The 3,119-nt window shown below is 57.0% G+C and carries 3 protein-coding genes; all 3 read right to left on the bottom strand.

The features are described 5' to 3' along the window. Positions 1–811 (bottom strand): carbohydrate ABC transporter permease (locus tag ACXJ5O_RS22935; RefSeq protein ID WP_457301919.1); only part of this gene is annotated, 811 nt, incomplete at its 3' end. A 114-nt stretch (positions 812–925) separates the two neighbouring features. Beyond that, complete coding sequence (locus ACXJ5O_RS22930) at positions 926–2,194, bottom strand: ABC transporter substrate-binding protein (protein ID WP_457301920.1); 1,269 nt, start codon at positions 2,192–2,194, stop codon at positions 926–928. Between the two features lie 34 nt (positions 2,195–2,228). After that, positions 2,229–3,119: PLP-dependent transferase (locus ACXJ5O_RS22925; RefSeq protein ID WP_457301918.1), on the bottom strand; the 891-nt coding region annotated here is incomplete at its 5' end.

The raw sequence follows: 3,119 nt of genomic DNA, 5'->3' as shown, positions 1-3,119 counted from the left end.
CGCTGACATAGATATAGGTGGCGACTGTGTTGGTCGCGCCGGCGGGACCGCCCTCGGTCATCACGTAGATCAGATCGGCGAAGGTCGCGATCCATATCGTCCGAAGCATCACGGTGATCGCGATGGTCGGCGCAAGGAATGGCAGTGTCACCTTGGTGAAGCGTTGCCATGGATTGGCGCCGTCGATCGCCGCTGCCTCATGAAGTTCTCCCGGGATGGATTTCAGTGCCGCCAGCAGCGTGATCGCAAAGAAAGGCACGCCAAACCAGACATTGGCGATGATCGGCCCCCACATCGCGGTGGCGGGATTGGAGAGAATGTTGGTTGGAGCGGACTGGATACCAAGCGCATAGAGCCAGTGCGGCAAAGGTCCGACGATCGGGTTGAACAGCCATGCCCATGTCAGCCCCGAAAGAAAGGACGGCACGGCCCAAGGCAGAAAGACGATTGCCTGCACGATTTTCTTGCCTGCGAAATCCCTGTCGAGCAGCAGAGCAAGTCCGAGGCCAAGAAAGAATTGAAAAAACAGGCTGGCGACTGTCCACCACAGGGTATTCATCAGCGCCTGCCCGAGATTGGGATCGTGCAGCAAGGCCTGATATTGCGCGAGTCCGACATATTCGGATTTGAAAGCCGAGAATTTGCGGAAGGAATAGCTGATGCCGAAGACCAGCGGCACCACCAGCACCAGCATGAGCAAAACCATGGCAGGGCTCAAATAAAGCCATGGTTCGAACGCGCTGGCAAAGCCACGCTTGCCGGCCCTTTCCCTGTTGTGCGGCAGGCCTGCCGTCGTCGATTGCATCACCATGTTGATCGGCCCCTCATTAGTCGGCTCCTCTTACGCTCGCCCGGCAAATAACGGGTCATGCGCAAAAAGAACATGCTCCGGCACATAGGCACCGGAGCATCTTTTCATTGCTTGTTATTTCTTGTTCTTGGCCATCCAGGCCTGCTGCTGTTCGGTGAGGAATGCAGCCCACTCGTCAGCGACGGCCTTCGGCGTCTTCTGGCCAAGCAACACTTCCTGGAAATTCTTGACTGAAACGGAGTCGTAGAAATTGCCGAGGTTCTCGAGATATGTCGGAGGCGTGACGAACTCGAATGTCTTCGGGTCATTCATTTCCTCAAACCAGCCCTTGAAGCTGTCAGCGCCAAAATATGGATCCTTGTCGGCGCCATTGTGGATAGGGATAACACCGACATTCTTGGCGAATTCCAGATTGTCTTCCGGTGACAACAATGTGCCCATCAACTTAAAGGCTTCGTCCTTGACCTTCGAATTGGCAAACATCGCCCAGCCGGCATAGCCGAGCGTCGGATAGGACTTGCCGTTCGGTCCGGTCGGCAGCGGCGCAACGCCAAAGTCTTCCGCTTTCATCTTCTCGGCAATACCGATCAGCGCGTCCGGATCCTGATCGAGCATGGCGCAGGTCCCGGAATAGAAACCGGTCACGACCTCGTTGAAACCCCAGCTGACGCTATCCTTCGGCGCATAACCGTTCTTGTAGATGTCAGCCAGCATCTCGAGGCCCTTGACAGCGCCCGGCTCGTTCAAAGTCGCTGTGCCATCCGCATTGAAGTACCCACCCTTGCCATTGGCGATGTTCATGAACATCTGCACGCCATTGAAACCGCCGGGACCGCCGCGCAGGCAATAGCCATACTTGCCCTGGATCGCCGAGATCTTCTTGTTGGCTTCCATGAATTCGTCGAGCGTCTTCGGCGCTTCTTTCAGACCGGCTTCGGCGAACAGCTTCTTGTTCCAGAACATGGCCCGGATATAGTAGCCATAAGGGATCATGTATTGCTTGTTGTCGACCACCGAGCCGAACTGCTTTGCCCGGTCGCCGAGTGTTCCGGCGTCCTTCCACTTGGCCATATAGGGCCCGAGATCCTCGAGCTGACCATTGGTCGCATAGAGGCCCATCCAGCGCTCCGGCATCTCGACGATGTCTGGCGTGTCGCCTGCCTGAACCATGGTCAGGAATTTTTCGAAAGCCTGCCCCCACGGTAACGAGACAAGCTCGACCTTGGTACCGGGATTGGCCTGTTCGAAGCTGGCGATCTGCTTCTTGAGCAGTTCCGTGCGCGGCGGGCTGGTAATCACCTCCACCATCTTGATCGTCGTATCGGCGAAAGCCGCCGAAACGGTCATCGACAGGGCTGCGATGCCCGCCAGAAATGTTCCCATTCGTTTTTGCATTATAAAGCTCCCATTTTTAAGTTCAGCGTTTGGCTTTTGTCAGTGCGTTCACGAGGTCCGCCCAAAGCTCCTCTACGCTTTCGAGTCCCACGTGAAGGCGGATCGTCCGGGGGCTGACACCGAAGCGCCCGATCGAATTTGCATCCGGCGTCTGCTGCAAGGAAGCAAGCGCCGGAACAACGAGACTTTCGTGACCGCCCCAGCTGACGCCGATGCGGAACAGCTTCAGCGCATCGACAAAGGTCGGTACTTCGACGTCCTCCGTAACTTCGAAGGAAAACAAGCCCGAATAGCCGCTAAGCGTCACTTTACCCGGATGATTGGAATAGACCGGATGCATCACGCGCTCGACATCGCCATGCGCCTTGAGGCGTTCGGCGATGGTCAGTCCGCTTTTCATATGATGCGGCAGCCGGAGGGTCAGCGTGCGCAGACCGCGCAGCAGCAGCCATGCCTCGAATGGCGATAGCTTGGCGCCGAGATAAGAATAGGTGCGGCCATTGATCCGCTCGATCATTTCGCGCGATCCGGCGACGACACCGGCAACAGTGTCACTGTGCCCACCGAGATATTTCGAAGCAGAATGCATGACCAGATCGATGCCGTGGGCAATCGGCTGCTGGAACAGCGGCGTCGCCCAGGAATTGTCAATCGTGGTTACAATGCCGTGCTGCTTGGCAAGCTTCGCATAGTGCGCGATGTCCTGCAGCTCGAACATCATCGAACTCGGGCTTTCGAGATAGAGCAGCTTTGCCCCCGGCAAGGCGGCAGCCACTGCATCAGGATCGGAGCCGTCCACGTAATCCACTTTGATGCCAAGATGCGGCAGAAGCCGTTCGAACAAACGGTAAGCATCGCCATAGCAATTGCGCACCGCAACGATACGATCGCCCGCGCCGACAAAGGCCAGCAC

The organism is Phyllobacterium sp. P5_D12 (assembly GCF_054049495.1).
This window is presented reverse-complemented; position numbering and strand designations above follow the sequence as displayed.

Bases quoted from the DNA above. Each gene is read 5' to 3' on its own strand.
- ACXJ5O_RS22930 (WP_457301920.1), bottom strand. From the start codon at position 2,194: ATGGGAACATTTCTGGCGGGCATCGCAGCCCTGTCGATGACCGTTTCG.